At 47.3% G+C, this 24,757-nt stretch carries 21 protein-coding genes; 8 read left to right on the top strand and 13 right to left on the bottom strand.

The window, feature by feature from the left end; genetic code table 11:
* Positions 1 to 296: 296 nt before the first annotated feature.
* Together brnQ (BIZ37_RS15685) and brnQ (BIZ37_RS15680) are read left to right on the top strand one after the other, a co-directional pair.
* On the top strand, positions 297 to 1,613 hold the full coding sequence (brnQ, locus tag BIZ37_RS15685) for a branched-chain amino acid transport system II carrier protein (protein WP_187462264.1): 1,317 nt from the start codon (positions 297 to 299) through the stop codon (positions 1,611 to 1,613).
* 565 nt (positions 1,614 to 2,178) lie between these two features.
* On the top strand, positions 2,179 to 3,492 hold the full coding sequence (brnQ, locus tag BIZ37_RS15680) for a branched-chain amino acid transport system II carrier protein (RefSeq protein ID WP_187462263.1): 1,314 nt from the start codon (positions 2,179 to 2,181) through the stop codon (positions 3,490 to 3,492).
* Between the two features lie 136 nt (positions 3,493 to 3,628).
* Here brnQ (BIZ37_RS15680) and BIZ37_RS15675 read toward each other — a convergent pair whose 3' ends face one another.
* From BIZ37_RS15675 to nrfB, 7 genes are all read right to left on the bottom strand, one after another.
* Positions 3,629 to 4,249 (bottom strand): hypothetical protein, encoded by a 621-nt coding sequence (locus tag BIZ37_RS15675; RefSeq protein WP_187462262.1) that lies wholly within the window; start codon positions 4,247 to 4,249, stop codon positions 3,629 to 3,631.
* A gap of 262 nt (positions 4,250 to 4,511) precedes the next feature.
* Positions 4,512 to 4,982 carry a heme lyase NrfEFG subunit NrfF gene (gene nrfF / locus BIZ37_RS15670; protein ID WP_187462261.1) on the bottom strand — a complete coding sequence of 157 codons (471 nt, stop codon included), beginning with the start codon at positions 4,980 to 4,982 and terminating at the stop codon, positions 4,512 to 4,514.
* Positions 4,975 to 5,520: a DsbE family thiol:disulfide interchange protein gene (locus BIZ37_RS15665; protein WP_187462260.1), complete on the bottom strand. Its 546-nt coding sequence runs from the start codon at positions 5,518 to 5,520 to the stop codon at positions 4,975 to 4,977. Before BIZ37_RS15665 ends, nrfF begins: the two co-directional genes overlap by 8 nt.
* A gap of 24 nt (positions 5,521 to 5,544) precedes the next feature.
* Positions 5,545 to 7,518, bottom strand: coding sequence for a heme lyase CcmF/NrfE family subunit (locus BIZ37_RS15660; protein ID WP_187462259.1), 1,974 nt, complete (start codon positions 7,516 to 7,518; stop codon positions 5,545 to 5,547).
* A 65-nt stretch (positions 7,519 to 7,583) separates the two neighbouring features.
* Positions 7,584 to 8,543 (bottom strand): cytochrome c nitrite reductase subunit NrfD, encoded by a 960-nt coding sequence (gene nrfD, locus BIZ37_RS15655; protein WP_187462258.1) that lies wholly within the window; start codon positions 8,541 to 8,543, stop codon positions 7,584 to 7,586.
* Positions 8,540 to 9,232: a cytochrome c nitrite reductase Fe-S protein gene (nrfC, locus tag BIZ37_RS15650; protein WP_107299839.1), complete on the bottom strand. Its 693-nt coding sequence runs from the start codon at positions 9,230 to 9,232 to the stop codon at positions 8,540 to 8,542. The genes nrfD and nrfC overlap by 4 nt, the downstream gene beginning before the upstream one ends.
* A gap of 10 nt (positions 9,233 to 9,242) precedes the next feature.
* Positions 9,243 to 9,848 (bottom strand): cytochrome c nitrite reductase pentaheme subunit, encoded by a 606-nt coding sequence (nrfB, locus tag BIZ37_RS15645; protein WP_107299838.1) that lies wholly within the window; start codon positions 9,846 to 9,848, stop codon positions 9,243 to 9,245.
* A 551-nt stretch (positions 9,849 to 10,399) separates the two neighbouring features.
* Here nrfB and nrfA point away from each other — a divergent pair.
* Positions 10,400 to 11,845, top strand: coding sequence for an ammonia-forming nitrite reductase cytochrome c552 subunit (gene nrfA, locus BIZ37_RS15640; protein ID WP_187462257.1), 1,446 nt, complete (start codon positions 10,400 to 10,402; stop codon positions 11,843 to 11,845).
* A 56-nt stretch (positions 11,846 to 11,901) separates the two neighbouring features.
* Here nrfA and BIZ37_RS15635 read toward each other — a convergent pair whose 3' ends face one another.
* Entirely contained in the window at positions 11,902 to 12,825 is a 924-nt protein-coding gene (locus BIZ37_RS15635; protein WP_187462256.1) for a LysR family transcriptional regulator, read from the bottom strand.
* A 178-nt stretch (positions 12,826 to 13,003) separates the two neighbouring features.
* Here BIZ37_RS15635 and BIZ37_RS15630 point away from each other — a divergent pair, with 178 nt between their 5' ends.
* Positions 13,004 to 14,191, top strand: coding sequence for an MFS transporter (locus BIZ37_RS15630; protein ID WP_187462255.1), 1,188 nt, complete (start codon positions 13,004 to 13,006; stop codon positions 14,189 to 14,191).
* A 106-nt stretch (positions 14,192 to 14,297) separates the two neighbouring features.
* Here BIZ37_RS15630 and BIZ37_RS15625 read toward each other — a convergent pair whose 3' ends face one another.
* Positions 14,298 to 17,126: a hypothetical protein gene (locus BIZ37_RS15625; protein ID WP_187462254.1), complete on the bottom strand. Its 2,829-nt coding sequence runs from the start codon at positions 17,124 to 17,126 to the stop codon at positions 14,298 to 14,300.
* A gap of 221 nt (positions 17,127 to 17,347) precedes the next feature.
* Positions 17,348 to 18,283: an MBL fold metallo-hydrolase gene (locus BIZ37_RS15620; RefSeq protein ID WP_187462253.1), complete on the bottom strand. Its 936-nt coding sequence runs from the start codon at positions 18,281 to 18,283 to the stop codon at positions 17,348 to 17,350.
* 388 nt (positions 18,284 to 18,671) lie between these two features.
* Here BIZ37_RS15620 and BIZ37_RS15615 point away from each other — a divergent pair, with 388 nt between their 5' ends.
* The 3 genes from BIZ37_RS15615 (at position 18,672) to BIZ37_RS15605 (ending at position 22,094) form a co-directional block, all read left to right on the top strand.
* The gene (locus BIZ37_RS15615) at positions 18,672 to 19,562 is read left to right on the top strand and encodes a LysR family transcriptional regulator (protein WP_187462252.1); all 891 of its coding nucleotides are present in this window, start codon (positions 18,672 to 18,674) and stop codon (positions 19,560 to 19,562) included.
* A 150-nt stretch (positions 19,563 to 19,712) separates the two neighbouring features.
* Entirely contained in the window at positions 19,713 to 21,629 is a 1,917-nt protein-coding gene (locus BIZ37_RS15610; RefSeq protein WP_187462251.1) for an amidohydrolase, read from the top strand.
* Positions 21,630 to 21,695: 66 nt separating this feature from the next.
* Positions 21,696 to 22,094: a hypothetical protein gene (locus BIZ37_RS15605; RefSeq protein WP_187462250.1), complete on the top strand. Its 399-nt coding sequence runs from the start codon at positions 21,696 to 21,698 to the stop codon at positions 22,092 to 22,094.
* Here the strand turns inward: BIZ37_RS15605 and BIZ37_RS15600 are convergent.
* The 3 genes from BIZ37_RS15600 to amrS form a co-directional block, all read right to left on the bottom strand.
* Positions 22,069 to 22,737: a nitrite reductase gene (locus BIZ37_RS15600; protein ID WP_187462249.1), complete on the bottom strand. Its 669-nt coding sequence runs from the start codon at positions 22,735 to 22,737 to the stop codon at positions 22,069 to 22,071. The two genes, BIZ37_RS15605 and BIZ37_RS15600, sit on opposite strands and share 26 nt — an antisense overlap.
* 166 nt (positions 22,738 to 22,903) lie before the next feature.
* A complete protein-coding gene (locus tag BIZ37_RS15595; protein WP_107299829.1) occupies positions 22,904 to 23,212 on the bottom strand; it encodes a glutaredoxin domain-containing protein in 309 nt (102 codons plus the stop codon).
* Between the two features lie 98 nt (positions 23,213 to 23,310).
* Positions 23,311 to 24,396 (bottom strand): AmmeMemoRadiSam system radical SAM enzyme, encoded by a 1,086-nt coding sequence (amrS, locus tag BIZ37_RS15590; RefSeq protein WP_187462248.1) that lies wholly within the window; start codon positions 24,394 to 24,396, stop codon positions 23,311 to 23,313.
* Positions 24,397 to 24,535: 139 nt separating this feature from the next.
* On the opposite strand from amrS, the gene amrB reads away from it, so the two are divergent.
* Positions 24,536 to 24,757: AmmeMemoRadiSam system protein B (amrB, locus tag BIZ37_RS15585; RefSeq protein ID WP_187462247.1), on the top strand; the 222-nt coding region annotated here is incomplete at its 3' end.

Here is a 24,757-nt window from a genome sequence, read left to right as displayed (position 1 = left end):
AGTTTTTTATTTATATGTTGTAAACGACTTCGATACTTATGTTCAGGAATACGCTGTGTTTCATTTCGCCAATCAAACAACTTGCCAACGCCCAGTTTGCAAACCTGCTATGACTACAGGCGGAACAGTCGTATCGCGTAACATTATTGCTGCTATTCTAGTGATTATTAACTAGGCTGGCGGCTATTCACCCGTCAGCCAGGCTGACGGGGAGCAAAGTCTCAACCTACCTGTTTTTCTTCAGCCTTTCTGACGGTCCATAACAAAAACTGATTAATATCAGAGGACTTGTCCGAATGACTAAACAAAACACCATGGCGATTGGCCTAATGACTTTTGCGATGTTTCTTGGTGCCGGAAACATCATCTTTCCCCCTTTTCTTGGCCTTCAAGCCGGCACACAATATTTTCCTGCCATGCTTGGCTTTCTCGTCACCGCCGTCGGCCTACCAGCCCTGACGCTGATCGTCATGGGCCGCCTGAGCCATAGCCAGCAACTGACTGCCGCTTTGCCAAAACCGATGGCCACCAGTTTTTGGGTCTTGTTGTTTACTGCCATCGGCCCTGCATTTGGCATGCCCCGCGCAGTGACCGTTGCCTATGAAATGGGTATTGCGCCATTTACCCAAGACAACCTATTACTGCCTTTTTCGCTGGTTTTCGTAACTGTCACCCTATTGCTTGCTTTCCAACGGGGTAAATTGGTTGATTACATCGGTAAAGTAATGACACCACTATTGGTGCTATTGCTGGCAGTCCTCGCCGTCTCGGCCTTTGTCTCACCAATCAGCCCGATGACCGTACCGAACGCTGACTACCAACAACAAGCTGTTACCCAGGGCCTTATCCAGGGTTACATGACCATGGATGCTATCGCTGCCGTTGGTTTTGGATGGGTGATCATCAAGACTATTCAAGACAAGGGGGTCACCTCAACTAACGGCTTATTTGCCAGCACGGTGAAGGTTACGTTGATCTATGCTGCACTGATGTCAGCTTGCTACCTGGCAATGGCTTATGTCGGTGCCACCTCATCTGCCGTTGCCAGCGACGCCACCAACGGTGGTGAGATCCTTACTCGCTATGTGGCAAACCTATTCGGTCTACAGGGCCAGCTCCTACTCGCGATCATCATTGTAATGGCATGCTTGACCACTACCGTAGGCCTGACAAATGCTTGTGCTGAGTACTACCAGCAAACATTCAATGCTCCTTTTACTACCACTGCAACTATCGTGTGCGTACTGACAGGCTTGCTTGCCAACTTCGGCCTTGATCAAATCCTAACGATCAGCCTGCCAGTCATCTTGGTACTTTGCCCAGTGGCGATAGCGCTAGTTATCACTGCTTTAATGGTGAAAAAATCGCCATACCAGCGTTATATCTTTGTCGCGACAGTGTCTGTCACATTGGCTTTCGGCACCATAGACACACTGAATATCCTCGGTTTGATCCCTGCTAAGTGGGAAGCCATGCTGGTTGAATACATGCCGCTCTACTCTGCCCATGCAAGCTGGTTCCTACCTTGTTTGACGACACTACTTTTCAGCATCTTGGCGAATGCATCGCTTTCACAGCGAAGAAAAGAAACGGTTTCAATGTCTGCGAAATAGTGGCGATAATCGTTAAATAAGAGCCTAAAATAACAAAACCGCCTCTTTAACTTTGAGGGGCGGTTTTAATCAATCGACCATTTCCGCTTCGATTCAAAAAGGCTCAAATTGACGAAACGAAAACCCAACAACAAACAAAAATATCAGGTATAACCCCTCCAATAAGAATAAATAGAAACCGAACAGCACAACACCCGGTCGTATATACACCTACTGATCAGAAATGTGACTTTTTTTACTTTTACTGTTTACAGCTCAAAAAAATGCTTATATGTTGTATACCCAAGTAACATCACGTTGCTACGACCAATTTTTGTTTTTGCACTAGGAGAGCTCAATGCTCAATCTAATCCATCACAACGCTGCTCAAAACGTTCTGGCTAATGCCAAGCGTGCGGTTGTGCGTGCAACACAATCTGTCGTCTCTGTCGTCGTCCTAGTCATCGTTATCTAGGCTGGCGGCTATTTCCGTCAGCCAGGCTGACGGAGAATCGACATATCTTTATATCTATCTTCCCAGCCCCTGACGGTCCCAAGAATTAAAAGCAAACACAGGGTTCGTCCAATGAAAACTAACGATACACTTGCCATCGGGCTGATGACCTTCGCCATGTTTCTCGGCGCGGGTAACATTATTTTTCCGCCTTTTCTCGGCTTGGAAGCCGGTACCCACTTACTGCCTGCCATGGCAGGATTTCTGATCACAGCCGTCGGCCTACCCGCTTTAACCCTGATAGTTTTCGGACGCTTGAGCGATAGCAAACAACTAACCAACCCATTACCCAACTGGCTGGCTACCTTGATTTGGGTCGCCCTATTAACAGCTGTTGGTCCAGCATTCAGCATGCCGCGCGCCGTCACCGTTGCTTATGAGATGGGTATTAATCCTTTTGTCGATAGCGACCAGCTACCACTTTTTTCTCTTATCTTTTGTAGCTTAACTCTGCTTCTGGCTTTTCATCCGGGGAAACTGGTTGATTACATAGGAAAAGTAATGACGCCCTTGCTAATCATCATGCTTTGCACGCTGGCTGTTACCGCTATTATCAATCCCTTATCTGCGCCACTTGCACCTCAAGGTGAGTATATCAACTTCGCCTTCACACAAGGCTTGGTACAAGGCTATATGACTATGGATGCCATTGCGGCAGTCGGCTTTGGCTGGGTGATCATCAAAGCGATTAACAGCAAGGGAGTAACCGACAAAAAAGCGGTAGGTAAAGCGACATTCAAAGTGGCTCTGATTTATATTGTTCTGATGGGCGCGTGCTATTTGGCTATGGGTTATGTTGGTGCAACATCCAGTCCGATTGCCCACGCGGCAACCAATGGCGGTGAACTACTGAGCCTGTATGTCGCCCACCATTTTGGTGATTACGGGCAACTGCTATTGGCAGCAATTATTATCATGGCCTGCCTGACAACCACAGTCGGCTTAACAAACGCTTGCACCGAGTATTACCAACAAACCTTCGGCGTACCTTTCCGTCGTACAGCCTCGATTGTTGTTGTGCTAACCGGCTTTATCGCCAATGTGGGCCTCGACCAAATTTTAGCCCTGAGCCTTCCTGCTATCTTGGTACTCTGCCCAGTCGCTATCGCCTTGATCCTCTGTGCATTGTTCTACCCAGGGCAGCAAAAGTACCGCAACACCTACATTGCCGCCATCACAATTGCTTTATTCTTCGGTTCAATAGATGCTGCTAGTATCCTTGATATCGTACCAACGGCACTCGATGAGAGTTTTAAGCAGTGGCTGCCGCTATACTCTGCGAACGCCAGTTGGCTGTTGCCTTGTGCACTAGTACTTGCACTAAGAAAAGTAACAGCAAGCCTCCACCCTAAACTCAATCCTCAGCGCAATTTGCCACAGCAATAAGCGACAAATATTAGCCAATAAAAAGGGGACAGCACTGTCCCCTTTTATATACTCAATCAAGCTAATTATTAAAAGAATTATAAATATAAGTTGCCATTAACCTGATCCAAGCCTTTATGCACCACTGTATAAGAGGCTAGTCTTTACGTAAGTTACTGCTTTCAAACTTCTTAGTATAGTTACCTGCTTTGGCTTTAGTTCGAATCACTTTACGGAAAGATGATCGAACTTTTTTAAGGTTTTGAAGTTTTGCTCGAACAGCTGTAAATGTTTCTAGCTCTTTCTTTTCATCATCAGTCAGTAATTGGCTATTATGATTCGAGATCAGCCTAAACAAATGAAACTTTGTGACTTTTTTTGCGAACAACCAACTCGGTGATAACCGGTGACGACGTAATGTAATTCTCTCAAAGTCAACCATAGACACTTTATCATCATCGATGAGCAGATCACGCTCAGGTATTGCATGGCGAGCGACCCCAGCTTCCAGCATGTTATCCACTAACACCCTAAGCTCTTTAAGGCTATGATTAGAAAGCTGTTCTTTATTATCACCAGCAACACGTGACATCACTACAGTGCTATTGCGATGACTGATTATTTGCGGAAAACCATCGATGCCTTTTAGCCTTTGCAGAGCCTTCTTTTCCCGCTTGAAGCGTTTTTTATATCCAGGTCTTTTTTTAAAGGTCTTAATGACTTCCTTTTCGCCTATAGAAACATGCATCTTGCTTGTTTCGTAAACTGATATAGACATATTCTTTCGATTTATTTGATTAAGCAAAACAATTAACCAAAGACATTATCGATAGATCTTTGTAATATCAGTACGCTCATTGTAAATAAATGTATCTTTTATCGAGCATATGCTTACAGTTACATTACTCCATACAGCACCACAACATAAAAAAAACAATATTCATTTAGATAGAACAACCCAAAGCAAATATACGCATACAAACCTTATACTTTGTATACATATATTCGCATTGACGTTTAACTTTATGGGCATAGCGACCTTACCTTTCCCTCTGCTGTCGCCGGATCGTTACCCAGATAATCGAACCGAACAACACCAGCAGCAAAAAAGGCCCACCCCACAATAAGTAGGTTTGAGGGTTCAAGCGAGGCTTATACAACACAAAATCACCAAAGCGCGACGTCATGTATTCAATGATAGCTTGATCACTCTGACCGGCATTGACCATTTGGTAAACCTTGAGGCGAAGGTCTTTTGCTACCGGAGAGTTTGATTCAATCAAGTTCTGGTTCTGGCATTGTGGACAGCGTAACTGGCGTGATAAGTGAATCGCGCGGCGTTGCTCAGCTAAAGAGCGAAATTGAAACGTCTCGACCGACTCGACAAGTTCTGCATCGGCTGCAACAAATATCTGCTCGTTTTGCGCCATCGCCGGCACACCGGCAGCAAACACATACATTACGATAGCCACTATAAGTTGTTTATATCTACCGAACACCCCCTTACCCATTTGCTTGCTCTTCCTGTTGCAACGTCTTAATCACCGGTACAAATTCTCGCTGCCATACCTTTTCATCCAAGGCCCCTAAATAGCGATAGCGGATGGTGCCAGTACTATCGATTAAATAACTCTCCGGCGTCCCGTATACACCGAGATCCAAGGCAAACGCCCCCTTGGGATCATACAGCACGGCTTGGTAAGGGTTACCACTTTGGTTCAGCTCCCGCATTGCCGCTTGGCGATTGTCACGGTAATTGAGCCCGACGATAGAAACCTCATGTTGCTGAGCCAGTTGCAACAAGAAGGCATGTTCGCTTTTGCACACAGCGCACCAGGAGGCCCAGACATTAAGCAGCTGCCACTTACCCGTTAATAGGCTTTCATCCGCAGTGCCCGATGTATCTAACCGCTGCAGGCTAAATGCTGGCAGCGGTTTGTTCTCAAGCTTTGGAGCATGACCGTCTTGGGTGAACACCATCGACAAACTGATGATTGCCAGAATCACAACAACGACACCTAACGGAAGATAACGGCTATTTTTTCTCATCTCTTTAGACTTTCTCTCTAACCATTATTTCCAAAGTACAATAGTTTCTATCTTCTTGGGTTGCTGCAGCTTGTGCGACACCCGTTTGCTCGCCAAGCTAACCACAGCCATTGCCCCACCAATCATCATCAAGATACTTCCCAGCCATAACCAGCGGACATAGGGCTTATACTGGATCCTCACGGCATAATCTGTACGGTTCAGTTTTTCCCCTAAGGTGATATAGATATCACCATGCCAGAACCATGCAATCCCCGGCTCACTCATATTCATGGTACGAACCGTGTAATGGCGACGTTCTGGGCGTATAGTGGCAATCAAAGCATCATCTTTAGTTACCGTGATTTGTGCTTGTTCAGCGGTATAATTCGGGCCGATCAACAAATCAGTCTGCTGATAGGTAAAGTGATATTCACCAAGGGAAACTGCATCTCCCGGCCCCATCTTGCTGCTGATCTCTTCATCATAAAAGCTCACCAAGGTCGCCCCGATGATGGTTGCGGAAACACCAATGTGGGCAATCACCATGGCCGCTTGCTTCCATACAATGCCACTCATCCCTTTCGCCCTGCGGGCAAGGATACGCATGTACATTGCTTGCAAGGCACAAAGCGCTATCCAGATAGCCGTGATAAAGGCCAGGCAAACGGTAATGTTTACCCCACGCTCGAACATTACAGACAGCGCCACACCCAACACAATAGAAACCGACATTGGAGCCAGAGAGCGGGTTATTACATCTTCCAAGCCAACCTTGTGCCAGCGGATCACCACACCCAGCCCCATAAATAGGAACAGGACAAAGCTCATCGGTACAAACATGGCATTGAAATACGGCGCACCAACCGAGATGTTGCCCAAGCCCAGCGCTTGGAACACCAATGGGTAGAAGGTGCCGAGCAGTACCGTTAGCATGGATACCACAAACAAGCTGTTCCCCACCATGAACATGGCTTCTTTCGATAGGAAGCCAAACTTAGCGGCAACAAAGTAACGGCCTGAGCGGACAGCAAACAGTGACAAGGCAACAATAAGGATCAAGGCCAACATCGCCAGCAGCGTCACACCCCGTGTTGGATCAACGGCAAAGGCGTGTACAGAGGTCAGTACACCGGAGCGGACGATAAATGTGCCCAGCAAACTCAAGGAAAAAGTGAAGATAGCCAGCAACAAGCTCCAGCCCGATAACGCCTTACGGTATTCGGTGATCATCAAAGAGTGGATCAGCGCGGTTCCTGTCAGCCAAGGCATGAGCGAAGCATTTTCCACTGGGTCCCAGAACCACCAGCCCCCCCAACCAAGTTCGTAGTAGGCCCACCACGACCCCAATGCAATACCACCTGTTAGGAAAACCCAAGCGGCCAACGTCCAGGGGCGGCTCCATTTCGCCCATTCCCCTTTGCCGTGTTCGCCAGTCAAGGCAGCGATGGCAAATGCAAAACTAACAGCGAAACCAACATAGCCCAAGTACAGCATGGGTGGATGGAAAATCAGCCCGACATCCTGCAGCATCGGGTTCAAGTCTCGACCTTCCAGCGGGGTTGGGAACAAGCGTTCAAACGGGTTCGAGGTCAGCAACACAAACAAGCTGAACAACAAAACTAATCCTGACAGGGTAATAAGTACCCTTGCGATAAACGCCTCATCGATTTTTTGGCACACCCGAGCTACAAGTGCAGTCCACAGGGTTAAGGAGAACAACCAAAATAAAAAGGAGCCTTCATGCCCGCCCCATACCGCAGCGAGCTTGAAGAAAATGGGTAATTGGGTATTGGAATGATGGGCAACATAGGCAACCGAAAAATCATCCAGCGCGAAACACACCCCGAGCAAAATAATCGAGATACCGATAAAACTAAAGGCGCCATAACTTAATGGCCAAGCATAGCGAGTAAGGTATGAATCCTTTTTGACCAATCCGACAACCGGAACAGTAGCACCGAGCAAGGCGAATACCATACCGAGGATTAACGAAAAATGTCCGACTTCAGGGAGCATCTATATTCCTTGTTACTAAATCGCCACAGCGCAAACTGTGGCGATTCCATCTTTGTTACATCGACCTACAAGGTCGTCATTTGCCCAGCATACAGCACAAACGTACGCAACATTAGTACACCGATCAAACTTAGGGTCGTCACCAGCATAATAAAGGCTTTGTTGTGTTTAACACCTGAAGGACTCACGGCATTGAGGCCCAATGGCACCAACATCCCCATGCCAATCACCCCATACCAGAACCAACTGGCCCAGAAACCACCGCCGACTGCCGCAACGGCTGCGACTTGGCTTTGGCCTCCACCGAAGTACAAACCGGTGAAGAAAGCGAAAATCACAAACAACTCGAACATCACTACCGGACGTTCGAACTTGTGCACCCAGCTGACACTGGCACTTTTCGCCGATTCTTTGAAGAACACCACACCGAACAGCAAGCAGGCTGCTGCACCTGACGACAAACTGGAGAACAGGAACAGGATCGGCAATACCGGGTTATTCAACATCGGGTAGGTTTGCAACGCCGACAGTAGGAAACCGGTATAGGCAGCCAGTACCAAAGCCAGGAAGCCAAGGAACAATTCGATACTGTTTTCGAAGCGGTCCAATACCTTCAACACCTTGCCGACAATTGGTAGTTTTCCACCCAGCAAATCCAGCAGTTCGTTCTTGTAGATAATGGCAATCCAAGCAAACAGAACCACCATATACACCTGGAACAACACGACACCCATCGACATCACCGAAGTCGGGTTGTAGAAGATCATGATTTTCCAGAATGACCATGGTTTGGTCAGGTGGAAGACCAGAATCAACAGCCCCACGATGATCCCGAACGGCGCCAGAATCGCCGTCGCTTTGATAATACCGTTGCTGGCAGGGTAGCCTTCGATCACCTTACGCTTGAGATAGATAGCGATCATTACCGCACCGGCTGACATCCCAGCGAGGAACAAATAGACCGCAATGATCCAGTCCCAGACCAGTGAGTCAAAATAAAAGGCATCTGCAAATGTCGTACTCATCCTTTTATCTCCCCTTTTCCATGTGGCACCTTGTACATCTTAGGTGCGGTGCCGAGCTCGACTTTTTGGCGGTAAACCGGCTTTTGGGTGATCAACTGGCTGATTTCACTATTTGGATCGTTCAAATCACCAAATGTAAGTGCCTTGGTTGGACATGACTCAACACAAGCAGGTTGTTTGCCTTCCTTGAGGTTGGTTTCGCGGCAGAAATCACACTTGTCCGCAGATTTAGTTTCAGGATGGAAAAAACGCACCTGGTAAGGACAAGCAGCCAGGCAGTATCCACAGCCCACACACTTGAAGTTGTCGACGGCAACAATACCGGTTTCATCATCCTTGAATGCTGCACCTGTCGGACAGACATGGACACATGGAGCGTTATCACAATGCTGACAAGAGATACGGGTAAATTGATAGTCAACATCTGGGTACTCACCCTGTGGTTCACTGCGGACGATTTCCAGCCGTGATACCCCTTCAGGCACATTATTGACTTCGCGGCAGGCATCGGTACAGGCGGTACAGCCGATACACAGTGTTTCGTCATGGACCATGCCATAGCGCTTCACACCATCTTCCATGGTCGCTGCCAATGTCTTGCGACCACCGACGAGGTTAGAGGCTGCCACCCCTGTAGTGAAGATAACTGCCCCGGCACCGGCCAGGAAGTTACGTCTTGAACACGTCATAAACTCTCCCCTACTTTTTTGCTTTTGTCTGATCTGAATGGCAGTCGACGCAAAGCTTGATTCTTGGCTTTCTCTCGATACCTTTCATCGGATCAGATGTTGGGTGGATGTTATGGCAAGAAGCACATGAGAGATCCAAAGCGTGGACATCGTGGGTCCAGTTCGCTTCACGTAAATTCTCAGGCTCATGACAGTTCACACAAGTTTCGTTCTGCTGCGTTATCCAGGCAACATCAGCCGCAGGCTTTTCAGTGCCGGCAACAGACTGGGCTGGAGCAAACTTGGTCACCTCTTTTGCGCCATTGCGATGGTCTTTGCCTACATTACTGTGGCAATCCACGCAGGTCACATCGCGGTTAGTATGCGGATTAATGGCGGCACTATGTGCGCCCTTGAGAACGTCTTTTTCATCCTTGTGGCACTGGGTACAGGCGTAATCCCGGTCACGGATGAATTCAACGACATGTCTGCCGGACTCCGAAGTGGTTACAGAAGGATTGGCTGCTGTGGCTTCTGTGCTTTGGGAGTCTGCGGCAACATTGATTGAGAAACCCCAAATACACATAGCGACAAACAATGTCAGCATGCTATTCAGGGCTACTTTATGATTGCCCATTTTTCACCTTTTCATCTTCCACAATTACTTTTTTATTAAAATCAAAAAGTAACCGGTGCTGATAATACAAATCAGGCACAAAAGTGCCCCTTGATTTCTGCAATTAATAATCCATTGCACTTGGAATCAATTCTTATTTGCATCATTTTTAAGCCACAACGCTCAACAAGCTTATTAAACTATATTTCAAGATGTGAAAATATGCGACAAATAACAAATAACGTATAAGTAGTATTGAACATGAACTTTTACTGATTTAGATCAATCCCAAAACACACCCTAACGTGTTGTTTTAAAATGATATTACAACGAACAACCAATACTATTCCAAAGGGGTATGTAAATACCCACAAAGGGGTATATAGGTAAATTATTAATCTACCTCGCGTTATTCACTTTTCACTTTTGATCCAAAACAAAAAAGAAATCGCTTTTATCTCGGTTTTTCTCCTTTCTGATATTCTTATTTAGAACTCTGATTCTGTTTGCATCGAAAAGCCGCATTCACAACGCTTGGCTCTATTTACAACAAGAATTATGGAGTGCACATCGTGAGTAATAAATGGACGAGAAATACTGCCGCTGTTGCAGCATTACTGTCTGCAATATTTCTTTCTGGCAATGCGTTGGCAAGTGAAGAACAACCTGCTGAAAAAGAAAGAATTGAAGCGCGAAATGAAGCTTTTGCAGCGGCCCATGCCGACCAGTACAAAACCTGGGAAGCTACCAAAGAAAGCGAACACATCGAAGATGCCCTAGAAGGTGACCCGAACATGGTTATCCTTTGGGCTGGTTACGGCTTTGCCAAAGACTACAACAAAGCGCGCGGCCACTTCTATGCAGTAACAGATGTTCGTGAAACCCTACGTACCGGTGGTCCGCAAGACGCCAACTCCGGCCCAATGCCGATGGCCTGTTGGAGCTGTAAAAGCCCTGACGTTGCCCGTGTCATTGACGAGCGTGGCGAAGATGGTTATTTCGAAGGCAAGTGGGCTCGCCTCGGCTCAGAAATTAACAATGCTATCGGCTGTGCCGATTGCCACAACACCAACAGCGAAGACTTCAAACAAGGCAAGCCTGCCTTGGCATTGTCACGCCCATACGCAGCCCGCGCAATGGAAGCGATTGGCAAGAAGTTTGAAGACGGTTCGCGCCTAGACCAGCAAGCTCAGGTCTGTGGCCAGTGCCACGTTGAATACTACTTCCAGAAACAGAACAAGAATGCGGTGAAGTTCCCATGGGACATGGGCACCGGTGTTGATGAAATGGAAGTGTACTTCGACAATATCGGCTTCAGTGACTGGACCCACGGTCTATCCAAGGCACCGATGATTAAAGCGCAGCACCCAGAGTACGAAACATGGCGCGACGGTATCCACGGCAAGAACAACGTGACCTGTATTGACTGCCACATGCCGAAAGTACAGAACGAAGACGGTGTTGTATTTACTGATCACAAAATCGGTAACCCATTCGATCGCTTCGAAGACACTTGTGCTAACTGCCACACCCAAGATAAAGAAACACTACAGGGCATTGTTTCTACCCGTAAAGCTCAGGTGCTGGAGATGAAACTTCGTGCCGAGAAGCAAATTGTTGCTGCTCACTTCGAAGCGAAAGCCGCTTGGGATGCTGGCGCGACTGAAGAAGAGATGAAGCCAATCCTGACCGATATCCGCCACGCACAATGGCGTTGGGACTACGCGATTGCTTCTCACGGTGTTCACATGCACGCCCCAGAAGTTGCCCTACGTGTTCTAGGTACCGCGCTTGATAAAGCGGCTGATGCCCGTGCTAAAGTGGTTCGCCTACTAGCGACCAAAGGCATTACCGATCCAGTTGAAATTCCTGACATCTCAACCAAGCTGAAAGCCCAACAGGTTCTTGGCATGGATATGGATGCAATGAACCAGGAAAAAGAAGACTTCCTGAATACGGTTGTACCTAAGTGGGATGAAGAAGCCAAGATTCGTGAAGCGAGTTACGACGAGAAATAACTAACCTGCGTTAGTTATCCCAATGAACAACGCCCCGATAAATATCGGGGCGTTTTTTACTTATCTGCTAATAGTTCAAACCGCTCTATCAGGAAATCCAAGAACAGGCGGATCCGCTTAGGCTGATATTGCCTGCTCATATAAATGACATTCAAATCTGCACCAGCAGAGGATGTGGAGGCATTGAAATTCTTCATGTAGCCATTGAGCAGCGTAACGAGACGGCGCTGGTTAATATCTTCCTGCACATCCAAAATAGATTTCAGGGCAATACCAGCCCCCTCCAGTGCCCACTGGCGGATAACCTCACCGTCATCCGAACACCGCTTTGGCAGCACAGTAATGACATTGTGCTTGCCGTTGTCCTGGAAGTGCCACGTCTTGAGTTCTTCGTTACTGCGTACCATGGCCAAACAATCGTGATTAGCGAGATCTTGCGGAGTAAGCGGCGTGCCCTTTTTTGCTAGGTATTCAGGTGAAGCACACAATACGCGGCGACTGGCAGCCAATTTCCGCGAAATAAGGTTACTATCGGCAAGCTCGCCATAACGGATCACAATATCCAACCCGGATTCAGCAAGGTTAGACAGGTTATCGTTCAAATAAAGATATGGAGTGACATCGGGGTATTGCTCAGCAAACGCTGACACAATAGGTGAAATATACTGTTTACCAATGTCACGTGGTGCGGAAATTTTCAATGTGCCCCTAACTTCCTTCAAGCCTGTTTGAAGCAGGTTTTCTGTTTCCCTCACGCTATCGAGGATCTCCAAACATGCCTGGTGGTACAGTGCACCGGAATCTGTCAGGGAAAGATGGCGTGTGCTGCGATTCAACAACTTGACGCCATAGCGCTCCTCAAGGGTTTGCAACCTTGCCGTCACTGTTGCCGGTGACAAACCCAGCTCCCTTCCTGCTGCTGCAAGCCCTTGGTTTTTGACGATACTGGCAAACAGCATCATGTCGGAAAATTTATCCACGTTCCTTTCCTAACCCTTGCTCATACAATTATTCACCTCAGCCGAATAATGAATTCGAAACTTAGCCAATTATCAAATTATACCAAATCAATATACTGGCTCCATCAAAACAATATTGGGACAGCCACTATGAAAACAGACAAAACCGTATATGTGATTGTCGGCGGAGCAACCGACTATGAATAAAGAAAAAATGCCGCTACAGGTATGGATTTTGACGCTTGCAGCATTCGCTATCGGAACTGCTGAATTTGTTATTGCCGGTATCCTGCCTCATGTCGCCAACTCGTTATCAATCAGCGAAGGGCAAGCCGGTTACCTGATCAGTGCCTATGCCCTGGCGATTGTGTTCGGTGGGCCGCTGCTGACTATTTACTTAGCGCGGTTTAGCAAAAAGACAGTACTGGCCGGATTGATGGTGTTGTTTATTGCCGGTAACCTGCTGTCTGCTTTCGCACCCAACTATCTGGTACTGATGGTAAGCCGCGTGATCACCGGTTTGGTCCAAGGTCCCTTCTATGGTATCGGTGCCGTTGTCGCGACTAACTTGGTTTCAGAGAAAATGGCAGGCAGGGCTGTTGGCCAGATGTTCGCGGGCCTTACCCTCGCCAACGTACTCGGTGTACCCGGCGGTACCTGGATTGGCCTGCAATTTGGCTGGCACAGCACTTTCCTGACCGTCTCGGCCTTTGGCCTCGTTGCCCTTCTTTTCATCGCAACCTTCACTCAATCTACTGGCCATGGTGAAGCGAAAGATGTAAAAGCCCAGTTGATGGCATTCAAAAACCCTATGTTACTCATCAGTCTTGCCATCACGGTCTTTGCCTGGTCTGGTTTTATGACGCTTTACGGCTACTTGGCCCCTATCGCGATGCACATCACCGGTTTTGCTGAAAGCTCCGTCACTTGGCTCTTGGTCATCGTTGGTATTGGCCTGATTATCGGCAATACCCTTGGCGGCCGCTCTTCGGATAAAAACTTACAGAAAGCCTCCATGTTCTGGGCACTGGCAATGATTGCCTCGCTAATCTTGGTTGGTCTGGCTATCGAGAGCAAAGTGATGTTCATCGCCGCCGCTTTTGTTTTCGGTATCGCTTCTTTTGCCAACGTACCTGCGATGCAATTACGGGTGATGAATCATGGCGGCGAAGGCCAAGAACTTGCTGCCACAGCAAATATCTCGGCATTCAACCTAGCCAATGCCTTTGGTGGTTTCCTTGGGGGTATAGTGCTTGATAGCCAGATGGGCGCTACGATGATTCCCTACGCAGCTATCGTTATTCCACTCATCGGCCTGCTATTTATTGCCAAAGCTAATTCAAAAGAGGTTAACCTAGTTTCACTAAAATCAAGCACTGAAAGCTAATTTGAACCGCACAACAGCTTCAAATTAGGTCTTATTAACCCAGCAATTGCCACTGTTTGCCCCGATGTTTCGGGGCAATGTCTTAGGTTCCAGAATCTACTGCAAGTCATTGGCTAGCGATAACCTCAAATGCAGGGCCATGCAGGGTATCGAACGAAACCTTTATCACCTTGTCTTTGCTGTAAGGGATGGTCACTATACTGTCTGTATCATTGAGGCTATCAACCGCAATACCATCAACTAATGAGTCGATATCATTGGCATTGTGTAAGGGGATGACCAAAGAGATAAAGGTGGATGTTTCCCCTGCCTTTAGTGGCTTGTAGGCACTGAACCACTCCCTATTTTCAGGATCATAAGTATTGTTCGTCAACGTGATTTCACTCGTCTCGGGTGTGGAAGCAAAAACAACTAATGTATCACTGCCTTCCTTTTCACCCAGAGGAAGGGCATGCGGCAACATTCTCTGCTGGCCGCGTAACAAGACCCAATTCTCCCCGACAGTGGCTTTGAACTGTGGCAAAACCTGATAAATCACCCCACCCTGATGATTCCCCCAGTAACTTTCTTTCGTTGAGATTGTATCTGACACCACTGCAATTCCATTATGCAGCAGTACGACCTGCCGCTTGGCTCCAACGCCATTATACTGATATTGCAGATAATCGACGTAGCCATAGGCGGCATCTTCGGCAATCCCCATCGCGTCGAAACTTTCTATGACATATCCATGGGAAGGCTGGTAGCCCATCACCTCGACAAATTGATCATTATCCCCCGGCGCAGAAACTTCTTTGGACGGGTAAGGTGCGCTCGGGTACGGGTAGGCACCGGGATTGATGTAAATTCCGTTATTCTTATTCGCTTCCGACCAGCGTTTTAGCCTAGTTACGGTGTGGGCACCGTTAAAGATATACGTATCAAGGCCGGAGCGGTGGTCAACAGCCGCTTTATGTTGGGTGTAGCTTAAATCCATCAGCAGATAAGGTGCACGGGGATGGTGGCCCGTCGATATCACCAATTTATCCTGCACATCAACAAAATCGGTATCCCCCCGCCCCAATAACAACCCATCATATTCGCAACAGGAAGTGATCCTCTGCGTGGCACGGGAAGTAATATCAATGTCAGCAGGCTTGGCCAGTACCACATCCACCGCATCTACCCCCAATGGCCATAAATCGGCTTCATAGGCTTTACCCGCTATCGCACCATGCTGCTGCAAGTAAAAGGCTTCATATTTTCTGGCGACATAAAGATAGAATGGGTTTTGCCACAGTCGGTAGCCCATCTTGAGATCCCAAGGGAGGCTTCCCCCTGCCGACACACGGATTTGCCCGCTGGCAATGGTCTCCATTGACTTTCCCCATTTAGCCGACTGCCCGCTGCTCATCACCGTACGGGCCATACGATCCATCATTCTCAACAGGTGTTCGGAATTAACAACATCACTTTCCAGGCCATGACGCAGGGCAATATTCAAAATAATATGGAACCCAGTGTTGGCATCATAATTGGGGGAATTATCACCATCGTAGGACATCTGGGTGACATTCTCCCAAAAGGCCTCGAAGGCTTGTTTTACCTTGGGAAAGCGAGGGCTATCTTGATAGAGCAGACTGATTGTTGATGCCACATCCATGGCAAAAATCTCTTTGTTATATCCCGTCGTGTAATAGGCATTGTCGTAGTAGGGAGCAGTCCCTTCAATATATGCAGAAATGAATGCCTGAAGGTTTTGCCTGAAAAGGTTTGCTTGCGGTGTATCAGCATCAAAGGCATCAAGCGCATACAGCCCCCACGCATAGTCCATATAATACCTGATGGGTGTAACCTGCTTTAAATCATTGATTTTATGCTCGCTTTCAACAATAACCTGCTCGGCATACAACCTCGCCTTCTCCCCCTCTACCTGAAAGCGCTGAACAACTTCATCCCGCCACTCAGGAAAAAAAGCCTCTTCAGCTGATAACATGACCAATGTGCGCAAGGCACTCTTTGCATCACCTTGTGTATTAATTTTGGTGATAAGCTCATCAATGAGAAGTGCCCCATTCCCCGCTGCATTTTGCTTTTCCAGGTAAGCAAAATACTCGTCGTATACCGCCTGTAACTCTCTTTCACGGGCCGTAATTTCATTATCGCTCTCATTATGTGGCACATAATCTAACGGAAAGACATAGCTTTCCAACGGCTCCGAACCTTGGCTAGAGTTCGCAAGCAGATCTAGCTCATTACCATCGCCATCCTTGCCGACTTCCTGATCGTCAAGTTTGTGATTCAAGCTGAATACAAAACGATCAAGGGCAAAACCTTTCTCCCGATCTCGTATTTTAAAGCTAAGCGCCTTTCCTACATCCTCTTGGGTAACGACAAAGTGATTATTGATGCCGTACCAGAAGAACTTCCCTTCTGACGGGTTCATCACAGGATGTGACTCGAACTCACTGTCCTGCGGCATACGCGTCCCCAACTTTTTATCCGGCTCTGCACCAAAGTCAGCGGCAGCATAAAAGGAGTCTTCACCGCCGTAAGAGTCTGGCCCGCCACGTTCAAACAGCGAACTGCGGAAATACATTTTGTAAGTACCGGGAGTATTGAATATCAACTTATATTCAACCGTCGAGCGCTGCTCTTTGGTGTTAAACCGCATATCAGCCAATAACGCCCGATCACCCGATGCTGGGAATTCAATCTCTTGCGGAAGGATATTGGTGCCAAATTCAGAAATGAATGTATTAATGTTGATGATGTTAAGCCCATCATTTTCGCCATAGTGACGTGTAATGCCTTGATAGCCTTCGGCCTCAAAGGCGATATAGTCCTCATCAATACCTTGTATGTATGCATCGCCCGCATTGGCTAATGCCTGCGGAACAAATACCAGCCATAAAATATTAAAAAGGACAGGCGCTAGACGATGGAAAGCAGTCATTCTTCACTCAAATTAAGCATGCACAAAAATGCCATTAAATAAAATGCTAACCATCTGTTCAATATGCTTAAATTGCCTGCCCCTCAATAATATTGGTGAAAACCAGTGCTGCCCGACGAAAGATGAATTATAAAAAATATATTTTTCATCTTTCCTACCTTTCTGCGGCAGATCTTTGCAAGATAAATAGATCAAACAGGTTATCCAAATAACCGTGTAACTCAATACACATCCAGATCCTGTGCCATAACATATTTACCTTGGTAATATTGACTGAATTCATTGTCTACCGAAGTCGAACTGGTACCGAAATACAGGACATGGTTAAGTACCATCAACTGCGGTTTAATAATGTCACCAATGGTTGCCAATTGCTTAGTCGATGTATGTGCGGCTTGGTGGTATTTCTGCCAATCCGGTGTTCGCTTGGCGAGTCCTTTCATGCTATACACTTCATGGATCAGAATATCGGCCCCTTTGTAATTCTCGATAACTTTCTCGTCATAGGTGGTATCGCCCGACACGACGATCACCCGATCTGGAGTGGTAAACCGGTAGCCGAGGGCGTATCCATCAGGCCAGTCACCGTGGCGGGCATTGAAGGCCTCAACAGTGACATAATCGTCTTTGTACACCACTCCCGGCTCGCGAATAATCGTGGTATTGACCTTGTAACCATCCGGATTGGCAGGTTGGGCACCGTTCATACGATGGGAAATGTCTTTATCGAAAGCCTTGAGGGTATTGCTAACCAAGAAGTTGGTATTCGGCGGGCCGTATAGATTCAACGGTTCTTTGCGACCCAATACCCACGGCGTCAGGATAATATCTGCGATACCCATTGTATGATCCGAATCCAAATGGGTAAGAAAAGCGGTTTTAATAAATGTCGGGCGTAACGTATTCCCCGGAAAACCATCAAAGCCTTTTTGCCTTGCCGCATCGATTTGACGGGCAACACCAGGACCAAAATCAACCAGGTACACCTCACCATTGACAACAATCGCTACCGACTGGCCGGAATGTTGTGCGTCGTTAAATGGCGTGCCGGTTCCCAACATTACAACCTGAGTCACCTTTGACGGGGATATAGCCTGCGCAGACACCCCCAGACTCAGGCAAAAAGCCACCACCATAAAGCAAAAACGAAAAAGCATAGATTGTCTCATTTGTTTGAACACCTTTTAGTTAACATGTTAAACAAATTATTAACAACTGACATTCAAGATGTCCAATCTGCTGCTTGCACGTAAGAAACAGGTATGACGCTCAATTTGAGACATCTGGTACTTTTGGTATTTGAGTATTGAGAGCAGTATCAAAAAAAGATGGGAGAAATAAGTGCTACTTGAACTATTGTCGAGTCACTTAAAGATAAGAACTTTTGAACGCCGGTTTTCTAATTAAAGGTGAGAGCATTTGATATATAACAACATTAACGACATATAAACTGAATTATTATATCTGCTCAAGATAATGTTTTGAATTAAGCACTTTTTAACTGCCCCGTTATATTTACATAAAGGTACTTACCTAGAGAGCCCAATGATCAGTCCTAACATAGAGCACCTGTATTATTTTACAACTGTTGTCGAGACGGGATCATTTACTGCAGCCGGACGCAAACTAGGCCGCGATCGCAGTTCAATTGGCCAAGCCATTGCCAACCTTGAAGTTGACCTTGGGGTAAAGCTTTTTCATCGAAATGGTCGGAACCTAACCCTGACTGAAGAAGGAGAGAACCTGTATGGCAGGGCAAGAACCCTAGTACAAAACTACCAGTCCTTTTGCCAACTCAGCCAGAATGTCGCCCATCACATTGAGTCATCACTTGTGATCGGAGTGGATTTCCTTACTACCGTCGAAGAAATAGCCCATATTGACCAGGCCCTATCCGACCAATTTCCCGGGCTTAATGTACAATGGCAAAACCACCCGACCAACAACCTAGATTCCCTGCTGGAACAAGGGCAGGTTGATATTGCCATACGCCTCTACCAGAACCGGGATCTACCAGAAGATTTCCATCCCAAACATATCGATAACGTCACAATGAGCAGCGTGATCAATTGTGAAGCTTCGTCTACGCTAGCTACCTCAAAGATGAGTACTGTTAGACTCCATTCTGAATTACGCAAAATATCGCTAGTTAGCTACCCTGACCTCAATATTGTATTGCGAACTGACAGGTTTGAGTTGGTACAACAAACCTTTTCCCCGTCATCAGCATTAGCAATCATTCGCCGGAAACCATCTTGGGGCATTTTCCCCCAAAAACTACTCTCAGAACAAGACAGCACCTACCGGATATTCAACATCGACACTGATGCGCCACTCTATGCAAGAAGAATCGCGATATGGCACCATAATCAGAGTTTTGGTAAAGCAAAACAATGGTTAATTTCAGAACTTGCCACCCTTTTATCTCAGGGATAGTTATCATTCACTCCGGCCACTATAACGGGCTTAGAACTCCATTGAGGGGGAACTTCCCCCGCTAAGCGCCCTGCTGCGATTCATTGAAATCGAACAAAATAAATATAATTGCTTACGAAAACTACCTCTGTTTATCCAAGTGGAGCAATTATGTCTATAAATACAACAATGAAAAACACCGCTTTGGCTATTGCCCTAAGTGCGGGTTTATCTGCTTGCTCAATTAATTCACAGTCTCCTACCCTGTTTGCCAAGGCCAGTGACTCTCCTATTACCGTATATTCTGCGGCAGATATCATCACCATGTCCGATGCTATCAAACAGGCCAATGCGGTCGCAGTCCAGGACGGAAAAATACTCGCAGTCGGTGAAGAACAAGAGATCGTAGGCAAATACCAAAACACTGACGGCTTTAGCCACAACACTGACTATGCTGGCATGATCCTGACCCCAGGGTTAGTCGAGCCCCATGCACACATTTGGCTATTTGCCTTTGTGGCCAATACCCACCTGATAACACCTGCCGATTGGAGCTTACCCTGGGGAGATGTAAAAGGCGTTGTTGGCCAAGAGGCTTATCTCGAACGTCTCAAAGCACTTGATGCCTTCCTGCCTGAAGGGGAGCCGCTTATCACCTGGGGTTGGCACCGCTACTTCCATGGTGAAATGAATCGTGCCCTGCTGGATGAGATAAGCAGTGATCGACCTATTATCGTATGGCAGCGCTCTGTGCATGAGCTGTTCTTCAACACTGCTGCCTTCGAGATGTTGGGGGTCACGGCTGAGCAGTGGGAGGGGGATGCCAACCACTTCAAATATATGGACTACGAGCAAGGCCATGCCTACGAAACAGGTTTGTACGCTGCCGCCCCACTGTTATTTTCTTTGATTGCCACTCCCGAAAAGTTTGCCGAAGGAATGAACAGAGCGAATCAATACCTTCAGGCAGGCGGCATCACCACAGTGGTCGATCCAGGCATGATGCTGCCAGATGACATGACCAAAGCCATGATTGATATTATGGAGCAACAGCCGATGTTGGATTACTTCATGATCCCGGCAGGCAATACGGTTTATGACAAAATGGGCGGCGATGCAAAAGCGGCATTCGAAGCCGTTGAACAACGGGTAAGCGATCCCTCCCTAAACAGCGAGTATGTCCGCTGGCTACCCAATCAAATCAAGTTATTTGCCGACGGGGCAGCCTATGCACAGCTAATGATGATGAAAGACGGCTATACCGACGGCCACGAGGGAGCGTGGATCCAATACCCGGACGATTTGGAAAACAGTATGCGTCCATACTGGAACAACGACTACACCATTACGGTCCACGCCAACGGTGACTACGGCCTCGAAGTCGCCGTAGACATTATGGAAAAGCTAAACAATGAAACCCCGCGAGAAGATCACCGCACCAGCTTCCATCACCTCGCGTATACCGATCCTGCAGATATTAAGCGTGCAACACAAATGGGAGCCAACTTTTCGGTGAACCCCTTCTACCTGCACGTTTTAGGGGATCAGTATAGCCTTTATGGCGTTGGCCCTGAGCGTGCACAATACACCTCCAGAGGGCGCTCTTTCCTTGATGCAGGAGCTAAACTCTCTTTCCACTCTGACGCCCCGATGGCACCAGGCCGCCCTTTAGCACTGGCTTGGACGGCAGTAAACCGAACTGGGCTGAGTGGCAAAACACTCGGTGAGTCAGAGAAATTAACAATGGAAGAGTCGATGCGCGCGATCACCATCGATGCTGCCTATGCTGCACGCCTTGAAGGCAAAGTCGGCAGTATCGATATTGGCAAAAATGCCAACTTTGCTGTGCTGGCCGAGCACCCTTATCAGGTAGAGAAAGAAAATCCGGCAGCGATCAAAGACATTGAGGTCGTCGCTACTGTGTTTAACGGCGTGCCCATCGATGTCAACAAGCCTTCAGCAGGGCTCACGATGTCCCCTAGCAACCTCAACAAGATGATGCTGCTTTCACGTTACGACGGCGTCCATGGCGGGGGGGATAGTTGCGAAGCATCGAAAATCTATCAAGACGTTCTTAGCCAAATGTAACCACTTGCTTTGCGATAGGAAAACCAACAGTTCACCTGTTGGTTTTCCCACAAACCGGATGAAAAAATGCAATTGAACAAATATAAATGGGCGCTTCGACTACAACTGCTGCACTTATTCTTGTGTATCGTCTGGAATGCGATAGGTGTTTATCAAATCAACAATGGCATTCAGCCAATCGGTCCGACGGCCTCTCTCACAGCAATCCTAATATTAAATGTGCTAGTCGTTACCTTAGTTGCGCTAATAAAACGACACTTCGAGAAAAGCTACATAGCACTCTCAACTCTCCCTGCCCTCGCTGCCGTCATGACAATTGCCGGAGCCTTTACTCAGGCGCCAACTATGTGGCCAGCAGAAGTCTGGCGTTGGTCAGGGGTAATGGTTAATCTCATTGGTGTACTAGGCTTTATTATTGCGTTAGCCACTTGGTTTAAGCCTACAGAAAACTCTTGGCCCGATTGATGGCATTGATCACTTCGACCCTGTCCAAATCAGTCCGTTCGGTATCCAGCACTCGCTGCCAGGTATCAATGGCTTTTTGGTAACGGGCACTCAGGAAGTAATCTGACGCAAGCAGCATCAAGGCTGAAATATTGTCTTGGTCCAATTCCAACGCTCGGTCCAGCCAGGCTTTGCTTTGCGTAGTGAAGTGCTGCTTTTCTTGGTAGTAACTGGCTGTAGCCATCGCCGAGTAAATATTGGATTGGGGCTCAGGGGCTAGCCTCTGCGCATAGAGAAATGCAGTACCTGCATTTTCAAACTCGCTGCTGTACATGTATGCATTGCCAAGCGCATACCACAACTCGCCGTTTTGGGTATCTTCACGAAGTTTATCTTGGATCTCTTCAATACGCTTTTGGTTCAGCTCAGAAGCGCTCATCAACATATCTTCTGGTAGTGGTTGCGGGGCTTCTGGTCGCTTAACGGTATTCTTCGGCTCATGTCCCAAGAAGGCGTAGCTGGTGACGGAAACGACGGCGAGCACACCAACAAGCATCAACGAGAAAGGTGTTACCTTGCGATTGTGGCGGTAGGAGTGAACAATAATCAGTGCGGAAGCCATCACTAACAACAGCAGGAAAAACAATCCTTGGTAATTCAGCATTCCAGAAATCCATATTACGTAGTTGAAATACCAGTTTACCAGAGCCTGTTATTAGTGCCTGAAATTAATGCAGGATATTTAGCCTAGATCAAACCAAAAAAGGCAACGCCAATGCGCTGCCTTTGCTATCTCATTAAGCGATATAAAAGAGAGTATCTCTTTGAGCTTACAGCTCAAAATCACCAAATGCGTCGTTTTCTACCTGACGCGCGAGAAAAGCAACCAAATCATCGTGACCGCCAATGTACTGACCATCCAAGATGATTTGTGGAACAGTGCGTACAACATTACCTGTTTGCTGCTCGATAAAATCAACCATTGTGGTTTTAGGAAGATCTGTTCCCAGTACCAAAGTGGTGTACTCGGTGCCGCGCTCGTCCAAAATCGCTTTGGCTCTTACGCAAAACGGGCAGTTCGGCTGGGTGATCACTAGGTTTTGGTAGCTAGCAAGCTGCTCCATCGTCATATCAGACATGATTACTTTCTCATTCAGGTGTTTTATTTAATGAGTAAGATATCGAATTGCTACTACCGCTGACAAGCCCAGATCCAAGCTAAAGCCACGATAGCCAATCATCCGCTGGCAATTTGCACAGGGATGCGCCGCCGACCAAAGGCTTTTTCAATCGGTTTAAACCGGCCAGCTAGTTGGTAGCCGCAATAATGACACTGCCCCTTACTGGTCAAGTGGCAATCGCCCAACTGATACCAATTGCGTGAAAGGACGTTTTTACCACACCCCGAACAATAGGTACTGTCACCTTCCTCATCAAAGATATTACCGACATAGGCGTAATGCAGGCCATTGGCAATAGCAATATCCCGTGCCCTTTTCACCGTCTCTGGCGGAGTGCGCTCTTTGTCGAGCATTTTGAAATCAGGGTGGAAGGCACTGAAATGAATGGGAACATCCGGCCCTAAGTTATCATATACCCAACGGGTGAGTGCCTCTATTTCTTGCGGGCTGTCATTTTCATCAGGGATCAATAAGGTAGTAATTTCAAACCACACATTGGTTTCATGTTTTAGGTACAGCAAGGTGTCGAGCACCGGCGCGAGATGACCACTGCAAATTTTGTGGTAGAAGCGTTCAGTAAATGCCTTGAGATCGATATTGGCTGCATCCATGTGGCGATAAAACTCAATCCTCGGTTTATCACTGATATACCCTGCACTGACTGCCACACTGTTAATCCCCAGCTCACGGCAGGCTTGCGCAGCATCGACTGCATATTCCATAAAGATCACCGGATCGTTATAGGTAAAGGCAATGCTATCGCACCCATAACGCTTGGCAGCCTGCGCCAGTTGCTCTGGCATCGCTGATGAGCCGAGAGTATCTATCTGGCGGGACTTACTGATATTCCAGTTCTGGCAAAATTTACACCCTAGATTGCAACCTGCGGTGCCGAAAGAGAGTACCGAGCTGCCAGGGTAAAAATGATTGAGTGGTTTTTTTTCTATAGGATCAATGCAGAAGCCACTGGAGCGTCCATAACTGGTTAAAACAATTTCTCCCTCGTGGGCCTGCCTAACAAAACATGCTCCTCGCTTGCCATCCCGAAGCCGACATTGGCGCGGACAGAGATCACACACAACCCGGCCATCATCGAGTCGATGCCAATATTTTGTGGGATAAAATTCAGGAGGTTGGCGCATGATAGTCCCTTAATGGTTATCTTTTTGAACTGAACATATTGATGTTGCTCTGATTTCTGCCATCTGGAGATCAATAAGGTATTTTTGTTCCTATACTTAAGATTAGTCCAGATTTTAAGACTCTATCGGTAGGTATCTTATGAATACGCGTCCACCAGCTGTCGCTGGCCGGTTCTATTCTCACTCAGCCCAATACCTAAAAAGCCAAATGGATGAATGGCTTAAGCCCACACAGCACCATACGCCAATTCGCGCTTTGATTGTCCCTCATGCAGGGTATGTCTTTTCAGGCAGTGTCGCCGCTGATGCTTACCGTTATCTACTTCCTGAGGCCGATCGCATCCGCCGGGTGATACTTATC

The organism is Photobacterium sp. BZF1 (genome assembly GCF_014349205.1).
GTDB lineage: Bacteria > Pseudomonadota > Gammaproteobacteria > Enterobacterales > Vibrionaceae > Photobacterium.
Note: the sequence above shows the minus strand (reverse complement) of the source record. Positions and strands in the feature narration are given on the sequence as shown.